The organism is Sphingobium sp. HDIP04 (assembly GCF_000445085.1).
Classification (GTDB): domain Bacteria; phylum Pseudomonadota; class Alphaproteobacteria; order Sphingomonadales; family Sphingomonadaceae; genus Sphingobium; species Sphingobium indicum.
The window spans coordinates 62,151-85,030 of record NZ_ATDO01000116.1 but is presented as its reverse complement, the minus strand read 5'-3'; the positions used below and the strand labels follow the sequence as shown (position 1 = coordinate 85,030).

Annotated in this window: 31 protein-coding genes and 2 pseudogenes; 23 read left to right on the top strand and 10 right to left on the bottom strand. The window is 65.7% G+C overall.

Annotated elements, in window-relative coordinates; all coding sequences use genetic code 11:
• From L286_RS0124985 to L286_RS41915, 4 genes and pseudogenes are all read right to left on the bottom strand, one after another.
• Positions 1-229, bottom strand: a pseudogene (locus tag L286_RS0124985) (cell envelope biogenesis protein TolA); the annotation flags it as partial.
• 18 nt (positions 230-247) lie between these two features.
• A complete protein-coding gene (gene tolR, locus L286_RS41925; RefSeq protein ID WP_007684319.1) occupies positions 248-706 on the bottom strand; it encodes a protein TolR in 459 nt (152 codons plus the stop codon).
• A 118-nt stretch (positions 707-824) separates the two neighbouring features.
• Positions 825-1,544 (bottom strand): protein TolQ, encoded by a 720-nt coding sequence (gene tolQ / locus L286_RS41920; protein ID WP_020817541.1) that lies wholly within the window; start codon positions 1,542-1,544, stop codon positions 825-827.
• Entirely contained in the window at positions 1,541-2,011 is a 471-nt protein-coding gene (locus L286_RS41915) for a YbgC/FadM family acyl-CoA thioesterase (protein ID WP_020817542.1), read from the bottom strand. The genes tolQ and L286_RS41915 overlap by 4 nt, the downstream gene beginning before the upstream one ends.
• Positions 2,012-2,188: 177 nt before the next feature.
• On the opposite strand from L286_RS41915, the gene L286_RS41910 reads away from it, so the two are divergent.
• Positions 2,189-3,067 carry a 3-hydroxybutyryl-CoA dehydrogenase gene (locus L286_RS41910; protein ID WP_020817543.1) on the top strand — a complete coding sequence of 293 codons (879 nt, stop codon included), beginning with the start codon at positions 2,189-2,191 and terminating at the stop codon, positions 3,065-3,067.
• Positions 3,068-3,084: 17 nt separating this feature from the next.
• Here L286_RS41910 and pspF read toward each other — a convergent pair whose 3' ends face one another.
• Together pspF and L286_RS49060 are read right to left on the bottom strand one after the other, a co-directional pair.
• The gene (pspF, locus tag L286_RS41905; protein WP_020817544.1) at positions 3,085-4,101 is read right to left on the bottom strand and encodes a phage shock protein operon transcriptional activator; all 1,017 of its coding nucleotides are present in this window, start codon (positions 4,099-4,101) and stop codon (positions 3,085-3,087) included.
• Between the two features lie 39 nt (positions 4,102-4,140).
• Positions 4,141-4,278 carry a hypothetical protein gene (locus L286_RS49060; RefSeq protein WP_157838166.1) on the bottom strand — a complete coding sequence of 46 codons (138 nt, stop codon included), beginning with the start codon at positions 4,276-4,278 and terminating at the stop codon, positions 4,141-4,143.
• Between L286_RS49060 and L286_RS49055 the strand changes: the two genes are divergently transcribed.
• The 9 genes and pseudogenes from L286_RS49055 (at position 4,277) to L286_RS41870 (ending at position 7,727) form a co-directional block, all read left to right on the top strand.
• On the top strand, positions 4,277-4,450 hold the full coding sequence (locus tag L286_RS49055) for a hypothetical protein (RefSeq protein WP_007684324.1): 174 nt from the start codon (positions 4,277-4,279) through the stop codon (positions 4,448-4,450). The two genes, L286_RS49060 and L286_RS49055, sit on opposite strands and share 2 nt — an antisense overlap.
• A 38-nt stretch (positions 4,451-4,488) precedes the next feature.
• Complete coding sequence (pspA, locus tag L286_RS41900; protein WP_013041463.1) at positions 4,489-5,157, top strand: phage shock protein PspA; 669 nt, start codon at positions 4,489-4,491, stop codon at positions 5,155-5,157.
• Between the two features lie 3 nt (positions 5,158-5,160).
• Positions 5,161-5,427 (top strand): envelope stress response membrane protein PspB, encoded by a 267-nt coding sequence (gene pspB, locus L286_RS41895; protein ID WP_020817545.1) that lies wholly within the window; start codon positions 5,161-5,163, stop codon positions 5,425-5,427.
• 1 nt (position 5,428) lies between these two features.
• A pseudogene (gene pspC, locus L286_RS41890) lies at positions 5,429-5,800 on the top strand (envelope stress response membrane protein PspC); the annotation flags it as partial.
• Between the two features lie 133 nt (positions 5,801-5,933).
• Positions 5,934-6,071: a hypothetical protein gene (locus tag L286_RS49860; RefSeq protein ID WP_020817546.1), complete on the top strand. Its 138-nt coding sequence runs from the start codon at positions 5,934-5,936 to the stop codon at positions 6,069-6,071.
• A 31-nt stretch (positions 6,072-6,102) separates the two neighbouring features.
• Positions 6,103-6,354 (top strand): hypothetical protein, encoded by a 252-nt coding sequence (locus L286_RS41885; RefSeq protein ID WP_007684332.1) that lies wholly within the window; start codon positions 6,103-6,105, stop codon positions 6,352-6,354.
• 28 nt (positions 6,355-6,382) lie between these two features.
• On the top strand, positions 6,383-6,616 hold the full coding sequence (locus L286_RS41880) for a hypothetical protein (RefSeq protein WP_020817547.1): 234 nt from the start codon (positions 6,383-6,385) through the stop codon (positions 6,614-6,616).
• Between the two features lie 138 nt (positions 6,617-6,754).
• Positions 6,755-7,168 (top strand): SufE family protein, encoded by a 414-nt coding sequence (locus tag L286_RS41875; RefSeq protein ID WP_084498556.1) that lies wholly within the window; start codon positions 6,755-6,757, stop codon positions 7,166-7,168.
• Positions 7,169-7,232: 64 nt separating this feature from the next.
• Complete coding sequence (locus tag L286_RS41870; RefSeq protein ID WP_020817549.1) at positions 7,233-7,727, top strand: hypothetical protein; 495 nt, start codon at positions 7,233-7,235, stop codon at positions 7,725-7,727.
• Between the two features lie 100 nt (positions 7,728-7,827).
• Here L286_RS41870 and ggt read toward each other — a convergent pair whose 3' ends face one another.
• Together ggt and L286_RS41860 are read right to left on the bottom strand one after the other, a co-directional pair.
• Positions 7,828-9,528, bottom strand: a complete 1,701-nt coding sequence (gene ggt, locus L286_RS41865; protein ID WP_020817550.1) for a gamma-glutamyltransferase — start codon at positions 9,526-9,528, stop codon at positions 7,828-7,830.
• 48 nt (positions 9,529-9,576) lie between these two features.
• On the bottom strand, positions 9,577-10,626 hold the full coding sequence (locus L286_RS41860; protein ID WP_020817551.1) for a quinone-dependent dihydroorotate dehydrogenase: 1,050 nt from the start codon (positions 10,624-10,626) through the stop codon (positions 9,577-9,579).
• Positions 10,627-11,095: 469 nt separating this feature from the next.
• On the opposite strand from L286_RS41860, the gene L286_RS41855 reads away from it, so the two are divergent.
• The 12 genes from L286_RS41855 (at position 11,096) to L286_RS49045 (ending at position 19,715) form a co-directional block, all read left to right on the top strand.
• Positions 11,096-11,926: a helix-turn-helix domain-containing protein gene (locus L286_RS41855; RefSeq protein WP_007684348.1), complete on the top strand. Its 831-nt coding sequence runs from the start codon at positions 11,096-11,098 to the stop codon at positions 11,924-11,926.
• Between the two features lie 106 nt (positions 11,927-12,032).
• Positions 12,033-12,497, top strand: a complete 465-nt coding sequence (locus tag L286_RS41850) for an RrF2 family transcriptional regulator (protein ID WP_020817552.1) — start codon at positions 12,033-12,035, stop codon at positions 12,495-12,497.
• Positions 12,494-13,978: a Fe-S cluster assembly protein SufB gene (sufB, locus tag L286_RS41845; RefSeq protein WP_007684350.1), complete on the top strand. Its 1,485-nt coding sequence runs from the start codon at positions 12,494-12,496 to the stop codon at positions 13,976-13,978. The genes L286_RS41850 and sufB overlap by 4 nt, the downstream gene beginning before the upstream one ends.
• Before the next feature lie 98 nt (positions 13,979-14,076).
• Positions 14,077-14,472 carry an endonuclease domain-containing protein gene (locus tag L286_RS41840; RefSeq protein WP_238559339.1) on the top strand — a complete coding sequence of 132 codons (396 nt, stop codon included), beginning with the start codon at positions 14,077-14,079 and terminating at the stop codon, positions 14,470-14,472.
• The gene (locus L286_RS41835; RefSeq protein ID WP_007684351.1) at positions 14,469-14,924 is read left to right on the top strand and encodes a hypothetical protein; all 456 of its coding nucleotides are present in this window, start codon (positions 14,469-14,471) and stop codon (positions 14,922-14,924) included. Before L286_RS41840 ends, L286_RS41835 begins: the two co-directional genes overlap by 4 nt.
• Positions 14,925-14,927: 3 nt before the next feature.
• Positions 14,928-15,674 carry a Fe-S cluster assembly ATPase SufC gene (gene sufC, locus L286_RS41830; protein ID WP_007684352.1) on the top strand — a complete coding sequence of 249 codons (747 nt, stop codon included), beginning with the start codon at positions 14,928-14,930 and terminating at the stop codon, positions 15,672-15,674.
• Between the two features lie 67 nt (positions 15,675-15,741).
• Positions 15,742-16,494 carry a SufD family Fe-S cluster assembly protein gene (locus L286_RS41825; RefSeq protein ID WP_020817553.1) on the top strand — a complete coding sequence of 251 codons (753 nt, stop codon included), beginning with the start codon at positions 15,742-15,744 and terminating at the stop codon, positions 16,492-16,494.
• Positions 16,491-17,810 (top strand): aminotransferase class V-fold PLP-dependent enzyme, encoded by a 1,320-nt coding sequence (locus L286_RS41820; RefSeq protein ID WP_020817554.1) that lies wholly within the window; start codon positions 16,491-16,493, stop codon positions 17,808-17,810. Before L286_RS41825 ends, L286_RS41820 begins: the two co-directional genes overlap by 4 nt.
• A complete protein-coding gene (locus L286_RS41815) occupies positions 17,807-18,259 on the top strand; it encodes an SUF system Fe-S cluster assembly protein (protein ID WP_020817555.1) in 453 nt (150 codons plus the stop codon). The genes L286_RS41820 and L286_RS41815 overlap by 4 nt, the downstream gene beginning before the upstream one ends.
• 34 nt (positions 18,260-18,293) lie before the next feature.
• Entirely contained in the window at positions 18,294-18,656 is a 363-nt protein-coding gene (locus tag L286_RS41810; RefSeq protein ID WP_020817556.1) for a HesB/IscA family protein, read from the top strand.
• A gap of 14 nt (positions 18,657-18,670) precedes the next feature.
• On the top strand, positions 18,671-19,468 hold the full coding sequence (locus tag L286_RS41805) for an epimerase (protein WP_020817557.1): 798 nt from the start codon (positions 18,671-18,673) through the stop codon (positions 19,466-19,468).
• A 91-nt stretch (positions 19,469-19,559) separates the two neighbouring features.
• Positions 19,560-19,715, top strand: coding sequence for a hypothetical protein (locus tag L286_RS49045; protein WP_020817558.1), 156 nt, complete (start codon positions 19,560-19,562; stop codon positions 19,713-19,715).
• Here the strand turns inward: L286_RS49045 and L286_RS41800 are convergent.
• Positions 19,712-20,596: a DMT family transporter gene (locus L286_RS41800; protein ID WP_020817559.1), complete on the bottom strand. Its 885-nt coding sequence runs from the start codon at positions 20,594-20,596 to the stop codon at positions 19,712-19,714. The two genes, L286_RS49045 and L286_RS41800, sit on opposite strands and share 4 nt — an antisense overlap.
• Positions 20,593-21,609, bottom strand: coding sequence for a threonine aldolase family protein (locus tag L286_RS41795; protein ID WP_020817560.1), 1,017 nt, complete (start codon positions 21,607-21,609; stop codon positions 20,593-20,595). The genes L286_RS41800 and L286_RS41795 overlap by 4 nt, the downstream gene beginning before the upstream one ends.
• Before the next feature lie 154 nt (positions 21,610-21,763).
• On the opposite strand from L286_RS41795, the gene L286_RS41790 reads away from it, so the two are divergent.
• Positions 21,764-22,855: a branched-chain amino acid aminotransferase gene (locus tag L286_RS41790; RefSeq protein WP_020817561.1), complete on the top strand. Its 1,092-nt coding sequence runs from the start codon at positions 21,764-21,766 to the stop codon at positions 22,853-22,855.
• Positions 22,856-22,880 lie beyond the last annotated feature (25 nt).

The following is a 22,880-nucleotide window of genomic DNA, read 5'->3' as shown; positions in this document are numbered from 1 at the left end:
CGTCCTCGGTCGGGCCTTGCTCCGGCGCGGCGCTGGGCGGCGGGGGCTGGGTCGACACCTGCGGCGCGGTCGATTTCAGCGCCACCTCGTCCACCAGGCTGACGTCCATCGGCGGCGAGTTCAATTTCAGCGGGTTGGGAGTGGCCAGAAAACCGGACGACAGCAGGCCGAACAGCAGCACATGTCCCGCCGTTGCCACCCCCAGGCCGATTTTCTCCGCGCGATCCATTGCCAAAGCCTATGGCCCCTATTCTGAACCGCTGCTTGCGGCGTCGGAGCCGGTGCTGACCAGTGCGACCTTGTTCAGGCCCGCCCGGTTCAACTCGCCCATGACCAGCATCACCCGGCCATAGTCCAGCCCCTTGTCGGCGCGCAGGAATATCTGCGGCGGATCGGCCTTGCCCGCATTGGCGGACATGATCTCCGCCAGGCGGCCGGGCAGTTCCGCGTCGCTGATCTGCGCGTCGTCGACGAATACGCCGCCGTCCCGGTCGATGGAAACGACGGTCGGCTTCTGGTCCTGGTCCAGCCCCTTGGCGCGGGTTTCGGGCAGGTTCACCGGCACGCCCGTCACCAGCAAAGGCGCCGTCACCATGAAGATGATCAGCAGCACCAGCATCACGTCGACCAGCGGCGTGACGTTGATGTCCGCCATCGGCGCGCGCCCGCGCCCGCGACGCGCGGAGGGAGGTCCGGACATGGCCATTACAGGCGTCCCCCTTTACTCGTCATGCCAGCGAAAGCTGGCATCTCAGGCCGGATAGCACGACGCCGGGGGCACGAGATCCCAGCTTCCGCCGGGATGACGATGTTTGCGAACAGCGTCACCGCTGCGCCTCCAGTTCCCGGCTCAACGTCGAATAGAAGCCGTCGGCAAAGCGCGTCAGCCCCGATTCCATCCGGTTGATGCCATGGCTGAAGCGGTTGTAGGCGATCACCGCCGGAATCGCCGCGAACAGGCCGATGGCGGTGGCGAACAGCGCCTCCGCAATGCCCGGCGCCACGACCGCCAGGCTGCTGTTCTGCTCCGCCGCGATGCTGGTGAAGGCGCGCATGATGCCCCAGACCGTGCCGAACAGCCCGACGAAGGGCGCGACCGACCCGATGGTGGCCAATATGTTCAGCCGGTCCGACAGCCGGTCGACCTCCGCCGCGATGGTGCTGGACATGGCGGTCGACAGCCGGTCGCGGGTGCCCTCCCGGTCGATCACCTTCTGCGCGGTGGAGCGGCGCCATTCGGTGACGCCCGCGGCCATCACCCTGGCGGCGGGGAATTCGGACTTGCCCCGCGCCTCGTAGAAGCGGTCTATATCCTCCGCCTTCCAGAAATCCTGTTCGAAGGCGCGGCTCTGCTTGCTCGCCTTGCGCAGCGTGAAGCTGAAGCCGATGATCATCGCCCAGGTCCAGATGCTGGCCAGCAGCAGGCCCAGCATCACCACCTTCACGACGATGTCGGCCTGAAGGAACAGGGCCAGCGGCGAAATGGTGGCGGCTTGCGCGGCACTGCCGACAGCAAGGCCAACGTCGGGCATCGAAAGGCTCATGGGCGGATGTCTTCCCCTCTCATCAAACGGCTGAAAATGTCGATCCAGGGCTTGGGTTGCCGGCGCGGGCGGCCCTGGGGCGTCAGGAAGGCGACGGAAACATCGCCCTCCGTCAGTAATTCCTCACCGCGCATGACCCTCTGATGAATGGAACATGAAGCGGCGCCCACCTTCATGACGCGGCTCACCACCATCAGGTCGTCGTCCAGCCGGGCGGGGCGGCGATACTGCAATTGCAGGTCGGTGACGGCATAGACGCCCTCTCCCCCCTCCAGATTGCCGCGCTGGTCGATCCCGGCGATGCGCAGCATGTCCGACCGCGCCCGCTCCATATAGCGCAGATAATTGGCGTGATAGACCAGCCCCGAAAGATCGGTGTCCTCGAAATAGACGCGCAGCGGGAAGTGATGCTCGGCGGCGATGAACCTTCCGGTTGCCGGCGCGGGCAGCGGGTCTGAAACGGACATGCCGGGGCTTTTAACCATCAAGCAGGCAGGGCGCAAAGCGGGAAATCGCAGAAATCGGCACTCCGCCGACCGTCCGGGGCTTTCCGTCCGCTTTCCCGCCGCGCGGAAGCTCTGGCGGCCTGCCCGCCATGGCGCTAGGGGGCTGGCGAAGAGGATTCGGCAGGAGGGTTTTCGGCGATGAAGGATATTCGGACCGTGGGCGTGATCGGCGCGGGCCAGATGGGCGCGGGCATCGCGCAGGTGGCGGCGCAGGCGGGATATGAAGTGATCCTGTCCGACGTCGACCTGTCGCGCGCGCAAAAGGGCCGCGACGGCATCATCCGCCTGCTCGCCAAGGCGGTGGAGAAGGGCAAGCTGGCGCAGGCCGACGCCGACGCCGCCATCGCCCTGATCGCGCCGGCGGGCGACATCGCCCCGCTCGCCGCCTGCCAGTTGGTGATAGAGGCCGCGACCGAACGGGAAGAGATCAAGCGGACCATCTTCGCCAATGTCGGCGCGCTGCTGGCGCAGGACGCGATCCTGGCGTCCAACACCTCCTCCATCCCGATCACCCGGCTGGCCCAGGCCGCGCCCGACGCCAGCCGCTTCGTCGGCGTCCATTTCTTCAACCCGGTGCCGGTGATGGCGCTGGTGGAGGTCATTCGCGGCCTCGCCACCAGCCCTGAAACGGTGACGGCGGTGGAGGGCTTCGCCGCCAGCCTGGGCAAGCAGGTGGTCCACGCCTTCGACGCGCCGGGTTTCGTGGTGAACCGCATCCTGCTGCCGATGCTGAACGAAGCGATCTTCGCGCTGGGCGAGGGCGTGGGCAGCGTCGTCGACATCGACAAGGGCGTGATGCTGGGCCTCAACCATCCCATGGGTCCGCTGACGCTGGCGGATTTCGTCGGCCTGGATACCTGCCTGGAAATCTGCAAGGTGCTTCAGGGCACGACCGGGGACCCCAAATACCGCCCCGCGCCGCTGCTGGTGAAATATGTCGAGGCAGGCTGGCTCGGCCGCAAGACCGGCAAGGGCTTCTACGACTATTCCGGCGCGGAACCCGTGCCGACGCGGTGATGAAGGAGCACGTAGCGCTACCCCGCGCTCAACCCATGCTTCTTCATGCAATGGCGAAGCTGGTCATAGCTCAGCCCCAAGCCCTTCGCCGTCGCCCGCTGGTTGTAGCGATACCGCTCCAGCGCCGCCCGAACGATCGCCGCCTCATGCGCGTCGACCGCCGATTTCAGGTCCGTGACCGCCTCATGCCCGTTCGCCGCCGCCACCGATGACGGCGCCGGAGCCATCTCGACCTTGGCAACCGTCATGGGCCTGGGCTTCCACGGCGAGGCGAAGGGATCGAACATGATCGCCGCGACCGGCCGCCCCGGCTCATTCCAGCGATAGACGGCCCGCTCCACCACATTGCGCAGTTCGCGCACATTGCCGGGCCACTCATGCGCCTCCAGCTCGGCCATGCAGGCGGCGGAAAAGCCCGGCCATTGCGGCCAGCCGATCTCGGCCGCCATGCGCCGCCCGAAATGATCCGCCAGCACCGCCACATCCCCCTCCCGCGCCCGCAGCGGCGGCAGGGTGATGACCTCGAAACTCAGCCGGTCCAGCAGGTCGGGCCGGAACCGCCCGGCGTCGGCGGCGGCGGGCAGGTCTTCGTTGGTCGCCGCGACGATCCGCACGTCGACGGTCATCGGCTTGGACGCGCCGATCCGCGTCACCTCCCCATATTCGATCACGCGCAGCAACCGCTCCTGCGCCGCCATGGACAGCGTGCCCAGTTCGTCCAGGAACAATGTGCCGCCGTCCGCCTCCTCGAACCGGCCCGCCCGCGTCCGCGCCGCGCCGGTGAAGGCGCCCTGCTCATGGCCGAACAGTTCCGCCTCGATCAGCGTTTCCGGCAAGGCGGCGCAGTTCATGACGATCAGCGGCTCGCCCCAGCGCGGCGACAGGCGATGAAGGCGCTCGGCGATCAGTTCCTTGCCCGTCCCGCGCTCCCCGATGACCAGCACCGGCCGGTTGAGTTCGGCGGCGCGCCCGGCCTGCTCGACCGCATCCAGAAAGGCCAGCGACTGGCCGACGAACTGGGTATTTTTCTCCATGCCCAACTTATGGTGAAATTTCCCACCTTTCGGCAAGCCTTATTCTTGAACGCCCGTAAAAAACCGCGAAATTCCGCCATTTCCAGAAATTGGCACGGCTTCTGCAATATCGAATGCCGAAGCCGCTGATCGATCAAGCGGCACGATATGAAGGCCAAGGTTCAGGAGTTTCATCATGGAAAAGCAAAGCAACAGCGTCCGCGAAATCGGCCAGTTCCTGTCCGTCGCCATCGCCTCCGTCCTGTTCGGATCGACCCTGATCCTTTCGGCGGTCGGCCCGGCGCGCGCCAGCGAAACGCCGCTGCTCGTGAACCCCGAATGCCCCGCGGCCTTGCACTATCTGGCGTAAGGCCCGCCACACAAGTTCGTACCAGGAGTGAAGTTCAAATGGGTATTTTCTCCCGCACCCGCGACATCATCGCCGCCAATGTCACCGACCTGCTCGACCGGGCGGAAGATCCGGCGAAGATGATCCGCATGATCATCCTCGAAATGGAGGAGACGCTGGTGGAGGTGCGCGCCTCCGCCGCCCGCACCATCGCCGACCAGAAGGAGATGCGCCGCCACATCGCCAAGCTGGAGGGCTTGCAGCATAGCTGGACGGAAAAGGCCCAGCTTGCGCTAAGCAAGGACCGCGAAGACCTCGCCAAGGCCGCGCTGGTCGAAAAGCAGAAGGCGGCCGACATGGCCGAACAGCTTTCGCACGAAATCGCGGTGCTGGACGAAGCCCTGCATGCCTCCGAAGAGGATATCGCCAAGCTCCAGGCCAAGCTGCGCGAGGCCCGCGCCCGCCAGAACAGCCTTGTGACCCGGATGGAAAGCGCCCAGAATCGCCTGCGCGTCCGCGAAGCCTATGCCGGAGAAAAGGTGAACGACGCCTTCGCCCGCTTCGACATGCTGGAACGCAGGGTCGACATGGCCGAAGGGCGCGCCGATGCCGCGACCCTGGGCCAGCAGCCCAAGACGCTGGAGGAGGAGATCGCCGAGTTGCAGGCGTCCGACAAGGTCGACGCCGAACTCGCGGCCCTGAAAGCCAGCATGCAGAAGGGAGAATGACGCATGGACGACGTGTTCCTGCCCATCATGATCTGCGGCATGCTGTTCATCGGCATGCCCTGGCTGATCTTCCACTATGTCACCAAATGGAAGCAGGCCCCCAAGATCACCGATGAGGATGAGCGGCTGCTGGACGAGCTTCACCTGCTCGCCCGGCGGCTGGAGGAGCGGCTGATGACGGTCGAACGGATCGTCGCCGCCGACAATCCCGATTTCCGCCCTTCGCGTCCGCAGGAGACGGACGATTACAGCTTCGACCGGAGGAACTGACATGAGCGCCCGCCGCACCAAATTCTACCTCGACAAGCAGAACGGCAAGTTCATGGGCGTTTGCGCCGGAATCGCCGACTATACCGGGATCGACGTGGTCTGGGTCAGGGTCGCGATGTTCCTGTCCTTCTTCATCATCGGCTGGACGCTGCTCGCCTATTTCGCCATCGGCGTGATCGCGGACAACAAGCCGTCGGGCCTCTATGCCGACCGGGACGACGAGAAATTCTGGCAGGGCGTGCGCGCCAATCCGGCGCGCTCCACCCGCGACGTGCGGTCCAAGTTCCGCGACATCGACCGGCGCCTGGCGGACATCGAAACCTACTACACCAGCCGCAACACCCGGCTGGCGGAAGAGATCGACAGCCTGCGCTGGCGGAATTGCGTGCCCCACGCCGTTTATCGAACAGGCTGGGGAGCCCGTCGAAAAATCGGCCGATTTGTCTGAGAAATCGAACATCTGATAGGCCGCGCCCATTGGGGGAGCGGAAGGAGGGAGGTCTGCCATGCCGGAACGAAACGCCCGGCTCCGCGCCGAACTCGGATCGATGAAGGACAGGCTGGCCGTGGTCGAGCGCATCGTGACCGATGAAAGTCACGCATTGAACAGGGAAATCGAGCGTCTGCGCGGCCCCGCCAACTGAAGGGCCCCCCGCTCAGCAAGGGAAAAAAGTCATGAATCCGTTTGAAATGGTCGTCGCCATCGTCGCCATAGCGGCAATCGCCAGCGTCGTTCGCGCCAAATATGGCATCGTCCGCCGCCACAAGGGCGAGGAACTGGTCCAGCGCGGCCCCGATCCGGAAGCCGAACGGCTCCGGGCGGAGGTGAAGGCGCTCAAGGACCGGGTCGCCGTGCTGGAACGGCTGGCGACGGACAGCAGCACCGCGCTGGAGCGCGAATTCGACAGGCTTCGGGACCGCGACTGACGCGGCCCATCATCACAGGGAGGACGATATGCAGGACCCCCTCATCACCTTGACATTGGCGGTCGCGGCCCTGACCGGGCTCGCCATCGTCGCCGTCACCGCCCTGCGCGGCTGGAACGGCTGGCTGGACCTCAAGCGGGCGGAACTCGCCCGCGGTTCGGATGACGCCGCGCCGCCCTCCACCGCGACCCGGATCGAGGTGGCCGACCTCAAGGAACGCATCCGCAAACTGGAAGCCATCGCCGCCGGCGTCGATCTATAATCCCAAATATTCCCCCTCCCGCAAGCGGGAGGGGGCCAGGGGTGGGCGCGAGCGCAGCGAGCCATCCGCCCCATCCGGACGGCACCCACCCGGCGGGATAATGCTTCCCCCGCCCGATTTTCCCCCTATATGGCGGCCATGAGCCAACCGCCCGTCCTTGCCGACCTGGTCGAAGAATATGAATTTCTCGACGCCGACGACCGCTATCGCCTGCTGATCGACCTGGGAAAGGCGCTGGAACCCATGCCCGACGCGCTCAAGACCGATGCGACGCTGGTGCGCGGCTGTTCGGCGGCGGTGTGGGTCTATCCGACCGTGCTGGAGGACGGACGCCTCCATTTCCTGGCCGACAGCAACGCCGCGATCACCAAGGGGATCATCGCCCTGGTGCTGCTGACCGTGCAGGACCAGCCACCCGCCGCCATCGCCCAAACCGACATCGAATCCGCGCTCGCGCCGTTCGACCTGCGCAACCAGCTCAGCTCCAACCGGACGCAGGGCATCCCCAACATGATCGCGCTGATCCGGGAAACCGCCGCCCGCTATCGCTGAGCGGAGGGAAACCCCGCCGCGCCGACGCGTTCTCCTCCCGTAACGACGGGCAAGGAGAGAAGAGATGCGCACCCTTTGGGCACTGGCCGCCATGGGACTGGTCGCGGCCTGCTCCTCCCCGGAGGATAAGGCGCCGACGCAGCGCGACCGGATCGGGCAGGTCTGGAAATATGAGGGCGGCGAGGGCGGAAAGCCCAAGGTCGCCTATATCGGCAGCGCCAACAGCGTGCAGACCATGACGGCGGCCGATACTTTCGGCGTGCTGCTTGTCCAGCCCATGCAGGAGGGCGGGGCGGACGTGACGGTCAAGCTGGTGGGCGCGCCCTTCGCCTGCGACCTGTCGGACTGCAAGGTCATGGCGATCACGGATGACGGCAAGACCCACGAATGGAAAGGCCGGATGACGGAGAATAAGGACGGCATCGAAATCCTGCCCGCCGCCAGACCCTATGAGGCGATCAAGGGCAGCAAGACAATCAAGGTGAACCTGGTCGTGGGGCCGAAGGACAAGATATTTCCCTTCATATTCAACGTCGCCGGGCTGGATTTGAAGGGATAGTTTGCCCCAGCCACGCCGTGTTCCTGCGAAGGCAGGAACCCAGTTCCGCCGTCTGGACTGGGTTCCTGCCTTCGCAGGAACACGGCGCGCTGAAAAGGCTTCACTCCTGCAGCGAAACCCCCGGACTGCGCGGATCGGCGCCGCCGACCCAATGCCCGTCCGCCATCCGCTCCGCCGCATTGGCCTTCAATCCGAAGCGGCTGATCGACACCTTGTGCCCCATTTTCTCCAGCGGCGCCTTCATCGCCTCCAGCGACGTGCCCTGTTCCAGCACCAGCCCCTCCTTGTCGAAGAACTGGAACCCCAGCGCGATCGAATCCTGCGCCGACAGCCCCCAGTCGAAATGCGCGATCAGCGCCTTCGCCACCTGCATGATGATGGTCTTCCCCCCGGCCGCGCCGACGGTGAAGACCGGCGTTCCCGCCGCGTCATAGACGATGGTCGGAGACATGGACGACAACGGCCGCTTGCCCGGCTCCACCCGGTTGGCGACCGGCGCGCCGTCCTTTTCCGGCGTGAAGCTGAAATCGGTCAGTTCATTGTTCAGGATCACGCCATTGGCGATCAACTGACTGCCGAAGAAGCTCTCTATGGTGGATGTCCAGGCGGCGATGTCGCCATTCCTGTCCACCGCGACGAAATGGCTGGTGCCCGATTCGGGCTGGGGCAGGGCGGCGGTGCGCTTCTCCGCCCCCGGCGGCGTGCCGGGACGATAGTCGTTCAGCGCCCTGCCCATGGAAATCAGCGCAGACCGCTGCTTCAGATAATCCCGGTCGATCAACCCGCTGATCGGCACGGACACGAATTCCGGATCGCCCAGCCATGTCTCCCGGTCGGCATAGGCGAGCCGCATCGCCTCCCCGATGACATGCCAGGACCGGGGATCGTCCTTGCCCCATTGCGCCAGCGGGAATCGCTCCACCATGCCCAGCACCTGCAGCACGGTGATCCCGCCCGCCGAAGCCGGTCCCATGCCGCAGACCGTATAGGCGCGATAAGGGCCGCAGACCGGCTTGCGCGGCTTGGCCCGATAGCCTGCCAGATCGGCCTCCGTCACCGGCACCGGATTTTTCGGCGCATTGCTGACCGTCTCCGCGATCATCCGGGCATTCTCGCCCAGATAGAAGGCGTCCGGCCCCTCCGCCGCGATCCGCTTGAACAGGGCGGCCAGCGGCGGGTTCTTGAGGACCGTCCCCATCGGTGCAGGCTTGCCGTCGATCCAGAAAAATTTCTGTATTTCCGGGAAGTCTGCCCACACCGCCGCCACCGCCTTCATCGCCGTGTCGAGCCTCTGCCGCACCTCGAACCCCTGTTCGGCATAGCGGATCGCGGGCTGGAACAGATCGGCCCAGGGCAGCTTGCCCCATTTGCGGTGCGCGTCCCAGGCCAGCCGCACATTGCCCGGCACGCCGACGGAATAGCCGCCCGGCCAGGCCTGGCGGAAGGGCAAGGGCTGGCCGTCCGCCCCCATGAATCGGTCGGGCCGCGCCGCCGCCGGAGCCGCCTCCCGCCCGTCGATCGACTCCAGCACGCCGGTCCGCCCGTCATGATGCATGATGAATCCGCCGCCGCCGATGCCGCTATTATGCGGCTCCACGACGTTCAGCGTCAGCATCATGGCGATGGCGGCGTCCGTGGCGCTGCCGCCCTTGCGCAATATCTCCTGCCCGGCCTCGGCGGCGCGGGGATCGGCGGCGGACACGGTGGCGTTGACCGAAACCGGCTCCCGCGCCGCGAGCGGGGCGGGAAGGAGGGCGAAAAGGGCGAGGGGAGCCAACAGGCCGGAAAGGCGAGAAATCATGTCCGGCACCCTAATCGCTGCGTTGCGGTCTGCAACCCACAGGACGGATCAAGCGTCGATACCCACTATCTCGCTGATATTCTTCACCCCATCCCGCGCCATCAGCGCCTTCAGGCCGGCATTGATCCGTTTGGCCAGATACGGCCCTTCATAGACCAGCGCGCTGTAAAGCTGGATCAGGCTGGCCCCGGCGCGGAGGCGGGCATAGGCCTGCTCCGCATCGGCGATCCCGCCCACGCCGATCAGCGGCAGCCGCGTGCCCAGCACCTTGCGGAAATCGCGCAGCCTTTGCAGCGCCGGATCGTGCAGCGGCGCGCCCGACAGGCCGCCTGCTTCCCCCGCCAGCGGAGACCGCAGCGAAGGCCGGGAAATGGTGGTGTTGGACACGATCAGCGCATCGATCCTGTGGTCGATGCAGGCGGCGGCAATATCCTCGACATCGGCCGGCTCCAGGTCCGGGGCGACCTTCAGGAAGATCGGCGTGCGATCCGTCCCCCGCGCCGCCATGACCGCGGCCAGCAACTGGTCCAGCGCCGCCCGGTCCTGAAGCGCGCGCAGGCCCGGCGTGTTGGGGGAGGAGATGTTGACCGTCAGATAATCGGCCAGCGGCGCCATGCAGGCGACGCCGGTCGCATAGTCCGCGATCCGGTCGGCCGCGTCCTTGTTGGCGCCGATATTGATGCCGATGACGGGGGTTTGTCCGTTGCTGCCCGCCCGCCGGCGCGTCGCGATCCGCTCCGCCGCCGCGGCCTGGCCGCCATTGTTGAACCCCATGCGGTTGATCACCGCCCGGTCCTCGGCCAGGCGGAACAGACGGGGCAGGGGATTGCCGGGCTGCGGCAGGGGGGTCAGCGTCCCCAGTTCGGCGAAACCGAAACCCAGGCCGTGCATCTTGTGCGCGACCAGCCCCTCCTTGTCGTAACCCGCCGCCAGGCCTACCGGATTGGGAAAGGCGATGCCGGCCACCGTCTGCGCCAGCATCGAATCGGCTTCCGGCATGGGCGGCGCCGGCATCAGGCGCAGCAATGCGATGGACAGGTTATGGGCGCGCTCGGCATCCAGCGCGAAGAAAAGGGGGCGGATCAGGCGATAGGACATGGCGGCGCTATGCCAGCACAGGGCCGTCCCGTCGAGTCGCTGTTGCAGCGCGGCAACAGTAAGGAAGGAACCACATTTCTTAACAAGATTCCCCGAGATTCGTCCCGTTTTGATCCGACCGATGTCCGATCCATCCAATAAAATTTCCCCGATTCGGACGTAAGAGAGTCTCGCGACCCGAAGGCTCTAGGCCATTTGGCTGACGAGACCTTTTCCTGACCCGGCGGTGAAAACCGCCGGGTCATTTTTTTCCGGGAACCGCCGGTTCATCGCCTTGGAACGAGACGGAAAATGGCGTTCCGTCCAGCATAGCCCCTTGCACCCCCACCCCGTTGGCGAGTATTGCATTCCGGGGTGAAATATGGGGTCGCATAAAGGCGAGGCGCCCGGGGGGGCTTCGAATATCACGGTAAGAGATGGTCATGCTCCGCTGTCCTATACCGTGGACGCGGCGCAGGGGTCCGTTCGGTTGCGCTATTTCGCGCCGCCCGAACAACTCAACGCCTATTTCGGCTCGCTCTACATCTTCACTGAAACGGCCGATCAATATTCCGACGTGACCCGCGCGGACGTGCCCCAACTTCGCTTCATGCTGGACAATAGCGGCGATTATCATTTCCATGACGGAACGATTTTGCCGACGCCGGAGGTGTGCCTGCTGGGGCCGACCATGGGCGCGACGCGCTTCGACCTGAGGGGGGCGGGCCGGGTGGTCGGCATTTCGCTGCTGCCCGCCGGGTGGATCGCGCTGCATGGCGGCGATGCCAGCATCCTTACCGACCGCGTGCAGGAAATGGTCGACCTTCCCGGCTATCGGGATCTTCTCGAACAGCTCCGCGCCACCGATGATGCGGAGGAGATGGCGGCGCTCTGCTGGCCCTTCCTGCTGGAAAGGCTGGTGCCGTTGCCCGAATCGACATGGCGGCTGCTGGAGGCGGTGGACGGCTGGCTGATGGACGAAGGCTCCCCGCGGATCGAGACGCTGGCCGACATCACCGGCCTGTCGCCGCGCCAGCTCGCCCGGCTCACCAACAAATATTATGGCTGTCCGCCCAAGCTGCTGGCGCGCAAATATCGGGCGCTGCGGTGCAGCGCGCGGATCGCGCTGGACCATGAAAGCTGGCAGGCGCTGTGCGACGACGGGCGCTTCTACGACCAGTCGCATTTCATTCGGGAGATCAAGCATTTCATCGGCCTGACCCCGCACCAGTTGCAGACCGAACCCAGCGCCGTGGCCCAGCTTACCCTGCTGCGCCGCTCGCTGGGCGGAGACGTGGCCGTGATCAACCGTTTCAGCTAAGCCGCAGCCCCAAGCAAAAATGCCTTGATTCCACCCGCAGGCGGGACCACATGCGCAATCGGATGGATTCGATCCGATTTGAGAATGGTTCGCAAGACATAGGGTCATGAGGCTTTCGAGTTTCGCAGATTATGCCGTGGTGCTGATGTCCGCCGCCGCCCGCCATTGCGGCGCGACTCGTATGAACGCGACCACGCTCTCGGCCGAAACCGGCATCCCCCTGCCCACCGCGCAGAAGCTGGTGAGCCGCCTTTCGGCCGCTGGCCTGCTCGAATCGAGCCGGGGAACCGGCGGCGGCGTCCGCCTCAGCCGCCCGCCCGCCGCGATCACGCTGGCCGACGTGGTGGAGGCGGTGGAAGGCCCCATCGCCATGACCGCCTGCAGCGAAATGGGCGCGCATGACTGCTCGCTGGAGCAGGAATGCCGCATCCGCCCGCATATGAATGTGGCGAACAACGCGATCCGGTCGGCGCTCGCGGGCGTCACCATCGCCAGCCTTGCCAGAGAAGTCACCCCGCCTCCGTTCGTTTCGGGCGAGGTCGAGAAACGAGTTGCAGAGCAGACGCTATGACCGAAGAAGCCACCACCGTCCGCAACCTGGAAGCGCATGAGGCGGCCGAGCGCGCCTCCGCCTACGAACATGGCTGGTCCTCCGCCATCGAGCAGGATTTCGCGCCCAAGGGGCTGAACGAGGATACGGTCCGCTTCATCTCCGCCAAGAAGAAGGAGCCGGAATGGCTGCTGGAATGGCGGCTGAAGGCGTTCGCCATGTGGCAGCAGATGGAGGCGCCCGACTGGGCCAAGCTCAACATCCCGCCCATCGACTATCAGGACGCCTATTATTACGCCGAGCCGAAGAAGAAGGCGGAACTGGAGTCGCTGGACGAACTCGATCCGGAAATCCGCGCCACCTATGAGAAGCTGGGCATCCCCATCGCCGAACAGGAGGTGCTGGCCGGGGTGAAGAACAGCCGCAAGGTCGCGGTCGACGCGGTGTTCGACAGCGTCTCGGTCGCCACCACCTTCCGCAAGGAATTGGAGGAAGCGGGCGTCATCTTCCGCTCCATCAGCGAAGCGGTGCGCGAATATCCCGACCTGGTGAAGAAATGGCTTGGGAAGGTCGTGCCGATGCACGACAATTATTTCGCCACGTTGAACTGCGCCGTCTTTTCCGACGGCACCTTCGTCTACATCCCGAAGGGCGTGCGCTGCCCGATGGAACTTTCCACCTATTTCCGCATCAACGCGGAAAATACGGGCCAGTTCGAACGCACGCTGATCGTCGCGGACGAGGGCAGCTATGTCTCCTATCTCGAAGGCTGCACCGCCCCGATGCGCGACGAGAATCAGCTTCACGCGGCGGTCGTCGAACTGGTCGCGCTGGACGATGCGGAGATCAAATATTCGACCGTCCAGAACTGGTATCCCGGCGACGAAAACGGCAAGGGCGGCATCTATAATTTCGTGACCAAGCGGGCGCTCTGCCAGGGCCGCAACAGCAAGGTAAGCTGGACGCAGGTCGAAACCGGCTCTGCCATCACCTGGAAATATCCCAGCTGCGTGCTGAACGGCGAGAACAGCGTCGGGGAGTTTTATTCCGTCGCGCTCACCAATAATCTGCAACAGGCCGACACCGGCACGAAGATGATCCACAACGGCAAGGGATCACGCTCGACCATCGTGTCGAAGGGCATTTCGGCGGGCCGCAGCAACAACACCTATCGCGGCCTCGTCCGCGTCGCGCCGGGCGCGGAGGGGGTGCGCAACTTCACCCAGTGCGACAGCCTGCTGCTGGGCGACCAGTGCGGCGCGCATACGGTGCCCTATATCGAGGTGCGGAATCCCAGCGCGCAGATCGAGCATGAAGCCACAACCAGCAAGATCAGCGACGACCAGCTTTTCTACGCGATGCAGCGCGGCCTGGACCAGGAAGCCGCCGTCAGCCTCATCGTCAACGGCTTCGCCCGCGAAGTGCTGCAACAACTCCCGATGGAATTTGCGGTAGAGGCGCAGAAGCTGCTGGGCATCAGCCTGGAAGGTAGCGTCGGTTGAGAAGTCTAAACCCTCTCGACCAAGCCACCCGCCTAAACTCCCCTCCCCTTCAGGGGAGGGGCCGGGGGTGGGGGCTATCCGCTGGCCGCCTGGCTCAATTGGCAGGCTTCGCCCACGAAATGCGCCATGAACCGACGGAACCGGAAAAGCGCCTCTGGGCGAAACTCTCCCGCTCGCAACTCGGCGGCTACAAGTTCCGCCGCCAGTCCGTAATCGGGCCGTTCATCGCGGACTTCCTCTGCCCGCAAAAGGCGCTGATCGTCGAGGTCGACGGCGACACCCACATCGCCAACTCCGACCATAGGCGAGACGCGGCGCTGACAGAGATGGGTTACCGCATCATCCGCATCGCCAACCATGATGTGATGCGCAACATCGATGGGGTCTGCGAAGCGATCCTCGGCGCGCTCCAACAAGCGCCGGATCGTTGGGCGAGCCCCCACCCCAACCCCTCCCCTCAAGGGGAGGGGCTTAATGAGGACCAAGACTCTTGAGCGATGAAGACGATATCCAGGACGCCCTCGCCGATTTCGCGGAGGATGTCGGCAACGGCCAGTCATGGACCGCCGCGATCCGCATCCTGACGGAGGATTATGAGCTGGAGGAGGGCGAACTCCAGGCCCGCGCGGTCAAGGATTTCGGCGACCTGGACGCCTATCAGGCCGAATGCCGCGAAGCGCTGGACAAGGGCGACGCCGCCTTCACGGAGCGCCTCAAGACAGACAAGGCCTTCCACAAGGCGAAGGCCCCCAATCTCGCCCGCATGGGTCCGGTGACCGAATTCGTGACCGGCATATTGGAAAAGGGGGCGCCTGAACCCGGCGCCGACTGGTGGCCCTATATGCCGATCAAGCGCCATATCGACACGCTGTTCCCCGCGCCCGGCGACGTGCGGGACATGGCCTTCTGGACAGCGCGGACGCTCCAGCGCGCGCATAAGGGATAAGCAATGCTGACCATCGACAATCTCACCAACGAAATCGACGGCAAGGCGATCCTGAAGGGCCTGTCGCTCTCCATCAAGGCGGGCGAGATCCACGCGATCATGGGCCCGAACGGCGCGGGCAAGTCCACGCTGGCCTATACGCTGGGCGGCCGTCCAGGGTATCAGGTTACCGGCGGCACTGCCTCTTTCAACGGTGTGAACTTGTTCAGCTTGGACCCGCACGAGCGCGCCGCCGCGGGCCTGTTCCTGGGCTTCCAATATCCGGTCGAAATCCCCGGCGTCTCCAACCTGCAATTCCTGCGGGAAAGCCTCAACAGCCAGCGCAAGGCGCGGGGCGAGGAACCGCTGTCGGGCGGCGAATTCATCAAGCTCGCCAAGGAGAAGGCGGCCCTGCTCGGCCTCGACATGGAGATGCTGAAGCGCCCGGTGAATGTCGGCTTTTCCGGCGGCGAAAAGAAGCGCGCCGAAATGGTGCAGATGGGCATCCTCGACCCGAAGCTGGCGATCCTGGACGAAACCGACTCCGGCCTCGACATCGACGCGCTCAAGATCGTGGGCGCGGGCATCAACGCCATCATGCGCAGGCCCGACAAGGCGGTGCTGCTGATCACCCATTATCAGCGCCTGCTCGACTATGTGAAGCCGGACTATGTCCATGTGCTCGCCGGCGGTCGGATCGTGAAGTCGGGCGGCCCCGAACTGGCGCTGGAACTGGAACGCGAAGGCTATGCGGAGGTGGTTGCGGCGTGATGGTCTGGCAACAACAGCCGTTCCTTGGCCGCTTCTGGACTGCGCTCGAAGCGAACGGAGGCGGGAAATGAACGCTCTCACCCTTCCCACGCGCAGGGCCGAAGAATGGCGCTACAGCGACCTCGACGCGCTGGCCGCCATCTGGCCCACCCCCGCGCCGACGCGCATCGACGTCGCCGCCGGGGAAAATGCGCGCCACCATCTGTTGCAGGACGCGGCGGACGGCGCGGCGGCGGTGCATGATTATGCGATCACCATCGCGGACGGGGCGCGCTGCGACTTTCACGTCCTCAATATCGGCGGCAAGCTGGGCCGCGTGACCTTCGCCGTCACGCTGGGCAAGGGATCGCATTTCGAACTGAACGGCGCGATCATCGGCGGCGGCGACCAGGTGCTGGAAATCGTCACCGCCGTCACCCATGCACAGCCGGACGCGACCAGCGGCCAGACGATCCGCTCCATACTGGGCCAGCATGCCACCGGCAGCTATCTGGGCAGCATCAACGTCGCCCGCGCCGCGCAGCGCACCGACGCCTTCCAGTCGGTGAAGGCGATGCTGCTGGACCGCACCGCCACGGCCAATGCCAAGCCGGAACTGGAAATCTACGCCGACGACGTGAAATGCGCCCATGGCGCGACGGTCGGGGAATTGGACCAGCAGTCCCTCTTCTACATGGCCAGCCGCGGCATGGACCCGGCCACGGCCAAGACGCTGCTGCTGAAGGCCTTTGTCGCTGGCGTGTTCGACGATGTAGCCGACGAAGCGGTGAAGGACAGCCTCGAAGCCGCCGCGCTCGCCAAGCTGGAGACGCTGGTATGACGGAGTCGGTCAAACCTCCGTTCGGGCTGAGCCTGTCGAAGCCCTCCGCTGAGCGCAGCGAGGCGCCTTCGACAAGCTCAGGCGAGCCCTTCGACAAGCTCAGGGCGAACGGTGGGGTGAAGGTCAGGAGCGATTTCCCCGGCCTTTTGAATGGAGAAGGGGGCGACTGGCACTATCTGGACAGCGCCGCCACCGCGCAGAAGCCCAACGCCGTGATCGACGCCATCGCCCGCGCCTATGGCCCGGACTATGCGACGGTCCATCGCGGCGTCTATGAACGCTCCGCCAACATGACGCTCGCCTATGAAGCCGCCCGGCGCAAGGTCGCGCAGTTCATCGGCGCGGCTTCCGACAGCGAGATCGTCTATGTCCGCGGCGCGACGGAGGGCATCAACCTCGTCGCGCAATGCTGGGCGGGCACGCAGCTCAAGACCGGCGACCGCATCCTGCTCTCCATGCTGGAGCATCACAGCAACATCGTCCCCTGGCAGATCGCGGCGGAGAAGGTGGGCGCCGCCATCGACGTCGTGCCGCTCACCCCGGACGGCAGGATCGATCTCGACGCCATGCAGGCGATGATCACCCCCGCGCACAGGATGGTGGCGCTGGCCCATGTGTCGAACGTTCTGGGCAGCGTGCTTGACGTCCGCCGCGCCGCCGACATCGCCCACAGCGTCGGCGCGAAGATATTGATCGACGGTTGCCAGGCCGTGCCGCGCCTTGCCGTCGACGTGCAGGCGCTGGACTGCGACTTCTACGTCTTTTCCGCGCACAAGCTCTATGGCCCGACCGGCATCGGCGCGCTCTGGGGGCGGAAGGAATTGCTGGACGCCATGCCCCCTTACCAGGGCGGCGGATCGATGATCGACAAGGTGACGTTCGAAAAAACCACCTACGCGCCCCCGCCCACCCGGTTCGAGGCGGGAACCCCGCACATCACCGGCGTCGTCGGCCTGTCGGCGGCGATCGACTATGTGCAGGCCATCGGGCTGGACGCGATCCACGCCCATGAATGCGCGCTGGTCGGCAAAGCGCGGGCAGCGCTGGAAAGCCTCAACAGCGTCCGCGTCTTCGGGCCTGAGGATTCGGCGGGCATCCTCTCTTTCGAGGTGGAGGGGGTTCATCCGCACGATGTCGGCACCATATTGGACGAAACGGGCGTTGCCATAAGGGCGGGGCATCATTGCGCGCAGCCGCTGATGCGCCATCTGGGCGTCGAGGCGACCGCGCGGGCCAGCTTCGGCATCTACAGCGACGAGGGCGACGTGGACGCGCTGGTCAAAGGGATTGAACGAGTGAGGAAGATCTTCGGATGAGCGAAGAGCGGAAGATATTAGTAGAAGAGGTCGAGGTGGTAGAAACGCCCCCGAAGGTGCGTGTCGAGGAAGAGCCTCGTCAGCGCGACTATCTCGACGGCTTCCTTGCGCAAAAACCCGCGGAAACGCCGGTCGGCGAACCGGGCGGCAGCCTCTACGACGCGATCATCGATGCGCTCAAGGAAATCTACGACCCGGAAATTCCGGTCAACATCTATGATCTGGGCCTCGTCTACGGCGTCGACGTGACGGAGGACGGCCATGCCGTCGTCACCATGACGCTGACCACGCCGCACTGCCCGGTCGCCGAGTCCATGCCGGGCGAAGTCGAACTGCGCGTCGGCGCGGTGCCGGGCGTGGGGGATGCGCAGGTGAACCTGGTCTGGGATCCGCCATGGGATCCACAGAAAATGTCGGACGAAGCGAAGCTCGAACTGGGGATGTTGTAACGCTCTCCCCTCCCGCAGGGAAGAAGGAACGGAAATGACCGAAACGACGACCAAGATCCGCACCCGACCCGCCGCCGTCATCCTGACGCCAGCCGCTGAACGGCGCATTGCCGACCTGATGGCGCAGGCTCCCGAAGGCGCCATCGGCGTGAAGCTGTCGACGCCCCGCCGCGGCTGTTCGGGCCTTGCCTATTCGGTCGATTATGTGAACGAAGAAGCCAAGTTCGACGAGAAGATCGAAACTCCCGGCGGCACCTTCTATATCGACGGCGCGTCGGTCCTCTATCTGGTCGGATCGACCATGGACTGGGTGGAGGACGACTTCGCCGCCGGTTTCGTCTTCAACAACCCCAATGCCAAGGGCAGTTGCGGCTGCGGCGAGAGCTTCACGGTCTGAGGGAATAGCGTTTCATGCCCCATATGCTCATTCTGGGGCAGGGCTACACCGCTTCCCGCCTGGCCGCCCGCCTGCGCGCGGAGGGCTGGCACGTCACCGGCATCCGCCGCGCCGCCGATGCCGAAACGCTCGCCTTCGATGACGAAAGCGCCGTCCGCGCCGCCATCGCGCAGGCCAGCCACATCCTCTCCTCCGTCCCGCCCGAAGGCGATGCCGACCCCGTCCTCGCCCGCTACGGCAGCGCCATAGCCGCCGCGCCCGCGATCTGGACCGGCTATCTCTCCTCCACCGGCGTCTATGGCGATGCGGCGGGCGCATGGGTGGACGAAGCCACCCCTCTCCGCCAGGGCCGCCGCGCCGTCAGGGCGCAGGCCGATGCCGATTGGGGCGATCTGCGCCCCGACATGCGGCGCTTCCGCCTGCCCGGCATCTACGGCCCCGGACGCTCGGTGCTGGACCGCGTCCGGCAGGGGCGGGCGCATCGCATCGACCTGCCCGATCAGGTCTTCAGCCGCGCCCATGTCGACGACATCGTCGCAGGCATCGCCGCCTCTCTGCACAACGGACCGCCGGGCATCTACAATCTCTCGGACGATCTGCCCTGCGCGCAGAACCGGCTGGTCGAAGCCGCCTGCGCCATGCTCGGCATGCCCCTCCCGCCGCTCTTGACGCTGGAGGAAGCGGCGCTGTCGCCCATGGCGCAGTCCTTCTATGCCGAAAACCGGCGGGTCGCGAACGGGCGGGCAAAGCGCCTGCTCGGCTGGTCCCCCCGCTATCCGACCTATCGCGAAGGACTGCGCGCCTGCCTCTGACTCGGCCTGCCGCAAAGCCCGAATATCGCTAACGCCTTCTTAACCATCCGTGCCCGATGGCTGTCCCGTCAGCTTTCGGGGACTTAAAGAGATGGACCGCTTCGATCATGCCTTCACCGCCCTCGGCCAGCGCATCAACGGCCTGACCCCGCCCGAACGCCCCGCATCCGCGCCGGTCCCGCTCGCCAGCCTGATCGACCGGGTGAACGCGGCCAAGCGCCTCTATCAGCAGGGCGTCCGCCGCTAAACCCGCTTGCTCCGCAAAGCCACCACCATTCCCGCAACCGCCAGCAGCGCGCCGGCACCCGCCAGCGCCGTCCAGCGATAACCCTCCGCCAGCGTGGAGATCAGCATCGCGATCACCGGGATCAGCACGCTGGTATAGGCGGCCCGCCCCGCGCCCATCCTCTGGATCAGCCGGAAATAAAGCGGGAAGGTCACGACGGAACCCGCCAGCCCCAGCCAGGCGATCCCCGCCAGATAGCTCCACCGCGCCTCCACCACCGGCGGCCCGGCCGTGATCCAGGCGAACAGCGCATCCACCGCCGCGCCGATCAGCATCGCCCAGGCCAGCACCGCCACCATCGGCAGCCGCCGGGCGATCTCCATCCCCTGCATCACATTGGCGACCGAAGCGCTCATCAGCCCGGCGACCGCCAAGGCCGCGCCCAGCAGCACCCCGTCCGACCGCACGCTCGCCGCCTCATGCGCCAGCATCAGCGCGATCCCCGCGACCGCCACCACCGATCCCGCGACGAAGGCCCGGCTCACCGGCTGGCGGAAGAAGAGGAAAGCGAGGATGCTGTTGGGGATCAGCAGCATTGCATAGATCACCGCCACCACGCCGGACGTCAGAAAATGCTCGGCGCGATAGACGAAGTTGAAATTCATCACGAACTGCGCCACCCCCAGCAGCCCGGCAAAGACCAGCCCCCTGCCGCCGATATTGAGCGGTACGCCGCGCAGCCGGGCGAAGATCGCCATCGCCACCCCGGCCAGCAGGAATCGGTAGCAGACCGACCAGCTTGCCGGCACGCTGCCCAACTGGTCGCGGATGACGATCCAGGTCGAACTCCAGATCAGCGTGACGAGGATGAAGGGCAGGACGATGCCCTTGCCCCCGTTCATTCCTGCAACGCCCTCAGCGCGTCGGCCAGCGGCCGCACGCTGGCGGCGTCCTGCGCCCAGTTGGTGACGATCCGCGCCGCATCCGCGCCCCAGTCGTAGAAATCGAAGCCCTGCACCCGCAACCGCGCCCTTTCCGCTTCGCTGAGGCGCAGGAACAGTTCATTGGCCTCGACCGGATGCAGCAACCGTCCCGCCGCTCCCTCCGCGAGCGCCTGCGCCGCTGCGTTGGCCGCCTGCGCATTGCGCAGCCAGAGGTCGTCCTCCACCATCGCCAGCAACTGCGCCGCCAGATAGCGGCCCTTGGAGAACAGATGCCCGGCCCGCTTGCGCCAGCGCGCCGCCTCCGCCGCCCGCGCCTGCGCCCGGTCCCCGAAAAAGACCAGGGCCTCCCCGATCATCCCGCCATTCTTGACGCAGCCGAAGGAGAGGATGTCGACCCCCGCCCGCCAGGTCACGTCGCCCGGATGGCAGCCCAGATGCGCCACCGCATTGGCGAAGCGCGCCCCGTCCATGTGGAAACCCAGCCCATGCTCCCGCGCCAGATCGCCCAGCGCCGCGACCTCGTCGGGCCTATAGGCCAGCCCATATTCGGTCGCCTGGGTGATGCTGATCGCTTTTGCGGGCACCTGATGCACGTCGGGGCGGATCGCCTTCAGCCGCTCGGTCACGGCGTCGGGCGACAGTTTCGCGCCCGCGCCGGGCAGCGCCATCAGGCTCGCGCCATGGGTGTAGAAGCCGGGCGCGCCGCATTCGTCGACGACGATATGCGCCTCCTCATGGCAGATCACGCCGCCATAGGGCGGGCAGAGGCAGGCCAGCGCGATGCTGTTCGCTGCCGTGCCCGTAGCGATCCACAGCGCCACAGCCTCCGTCCCGAACAGGTCGGAAAAGGCGCCGTTCAGCCGGGCGCTCCAGCCATCGCCGTCATAGCCGTGGTCGGCCCGGTCGGCCGCCGCGATGGCGTCCATCGCCTCCGGGCAGACCGGCGTCGCATTGTCGGAAAAAAAGTGCATTGGGCTGGGATAGCCGCGCCGGGGTCCAGCGCCAAGATGCCACCCTGACGGGATCGGCTATGGCCATGCACATGGGTCAGTAATATTGACCGATTGTTTCGTACCGCCAACTGTGACATAGGCGGCCCCGTCCAACCCAAAGGAGTTTTTCGTCATGGACGTCCAGCAGACATCGCGCTTCACCGTCACCCGCAGCGGCAAGGCCGTACCGGCTGACCAGCGCGCCGTGCTGCTGGCGGACCCCGGTTTCGGAAAGCTCTTCACCGACCATATGGTGACGATTCGCTATACGGAGGGGCAGGGGTGGCACAGCCACGCCATCGGTCCCCGCGAACCCTTCCAGCTCGATCCGGCCTGTGCGGTGCTGCACTATGCGCAGGAAATCTTCGAAGGGATGAAGGCCTATCGGCTGGAGGACGGCAGCATCGCCATGTTCCGGCCGGAGGAAAATGCCCACCGCTTCGCCGAATCGGCGGAACGCATGGCCATGCCGGTCCTGCCCGAAGAGCTGTTCCTGGAGGCGGTCGAATTGCTGGTGAAGACCGACGCCGACTGGATTCCGGGCGGGGAGGGCAGCCTCTACCTGCGCCCCTTCATGTTCGCCAGCGAGACCTTCCTGGGCGTGCGTCCGGCGAACGAATATATTTTCTGCGTCATCGCCTCGCCCGCCGGCGCTTATTTCAAGGGCGGGAAGAAGGCGGTCACGCTCTGGGTGTCGGAACATTTCACCCGCGCCGCGCGCGGCGGCACGGGCGCGGCCAAATGCGGCGGCAACTATGCCGCCTCGCTGGTGGCGCAGAAGGAGGCGATCAGCCATGGCTGCGACCAGGTCGTCTTCCTCGACGCGGCGGAGAACAAGTGGGTCGAGGAACTGGGCGGCATGAACGTCTTTTTCGTGATGGACGACGGGTCGATCGTCACCCCGCCGCTCTCCGGCACGATCCTGCCGGGCATCACCCGCAACAGCATCATTTCGCTTGCCCGCGCCAAGGGGCATGAGGTGCGGGAGGAACCCTACAGCTTCGCCCAGTGGCGCGCCGACGCCGCCAGCGGCAAGCTGCGCGAGGCCTTCGCCTGCGGCACGGCGGCGGTCGTCACCGCCATCGGCACGGTGAAGAGCATCAATGGCGACTTCACCATCGGCAATGGCGACGGCGGCATCGTGACCGAAGCGTTGCGCGCCGACCTCACTGGCATCCAGCGCGGCACGGTGGCCGACCCGGCGAACTGGGTGCGGAAGCTGTAAACGACGAAACCACGTCGCCCCGTTC